At 48.2% G+C, this 1,203-nt stretch carries 2 protein-coding genes; both read left to right on the forward strand.

Going from position 1 to position 1,203, the window contains the following annotated elements:
* Positions 1–572 (forward strand): bifunctional methylenetetrahydrofolate dehydrogenase/methenyltetrahydrofolate cyclohydrolase (locus Q0257_RS03205; protein ID WP_298021462.1); only part of this gene is annotated, 572 nt, incomplete at its 5' end.
* Positions 573–1,203, forward strand: a 631-nt coding sequence (gene lepB, locus Q0257_RS03210) for a signal peptidase I (RefSeq protein WP_298021464.1), incomplete at its 3' end; no start/stop codon positions are given.

Genomic DNA, 1,203 nt, shown 5'->3' on the forward strand with positions numbered 1-1,203 from the left:
TGCCGCTTCCAAAGCACATTGATACGAATAAAATTTTAGAAAAAATAAGCCCGCAGAAGGACGTGGACGGATTTAGCGCGATAAACGTAGGTAAGCTTACTAGCGGGCTTGCGGACGGTTTTGTGCCTTGCACTCCGCTTGGCGTGATGCGCCTGCTTGAGGAATACAGCGTGCAGATAGCCGGTAAAAACGCCGTCGTGCTAGGCCGCAGCAATATCGTAGGAAAGCCGATGGCAAGCCTGCTGCTAAATGCCGACGCCACCGTCACTATCGCTCATAGCAAGACGAAAAACCTAAAGCAGCTTTGCGCAGATGCCGATATTTTGGTAGCGGCGGTCGGTAGGACACATTTTGTGAACGCAGATATGGTAAAAGAGGGTGCGGTGGTAATCGACGTGGGGATCAATCGCGGCGAGGACGGCAAGCTAAGAGGCGACGTTGATTTTGACGCCGTTGCACCAAAATGCTCGCTCATCACGCCCGTACCCGGAGGCGTGGGACCGATGACGATCGCGATGCTTCTTAGTAACACGATAAAATCGGCGAAAAATCGCTTAAAACAAAGAGCTTAAATGAAAATACTAAGTAAAATTTACAAATTTTTATCGAGTTGGACGGGAACGGTTATCGTCGTTTTATTTGTCATCCTTTTTGTGGCGCAAGCCTTCGTAATCCCCAGCGGATCGATGCGCTACACGCTTTTGGAGGGTGATTTTTTATTCGTTAAAAAATTTAGCTACGGCATTCCGACACCGCATATTCCGTTTGTAGAGTGGCAGGTTGCTCCGGATAGTGACGGCGATGGGCATATCATCCGTGGCGAGGGTCCTAGGCGCGGCGACATCGTGGTTTTCCGCTATCCGCTTGATGTTAAAGTACACTTTGTTAAGCGAAATTTTGCGGTCGGCGGCGACGAGGTGATATTTGATCTGAATAATTTCTACCTTCGTCCGCATGAAGGCGACGAGTTCATTGCTGCGAACTATGATGCTCGCGACATTGTGATTTTAGGTGGCGAAAAATATGTCAAGGAACCCTATAAATTTAAAGGTATCCACTACGATCCTAATAATCGAGGTTCAATGCTTGCAAACGTCAAAGCCGCGCTTGAGGTGGGCAAATTTGCAATGAAGCCCATTAGCCTAAGTGAAATTCCTCACAGCTTCGAAGCTGCGGGGATAAGCTTCAATGCCTTTTACATCA

The sequence above is a fragment of the uncultured Campylobacter sp. genome, assembly GCF_938018035.1.
In the GTDB taxonomy this organism is placed as follows: Bacteria; Campylobacterota; Campylobacteria; order Campylobacterales; family Campylobacteraceae; genus Campylobacter_B.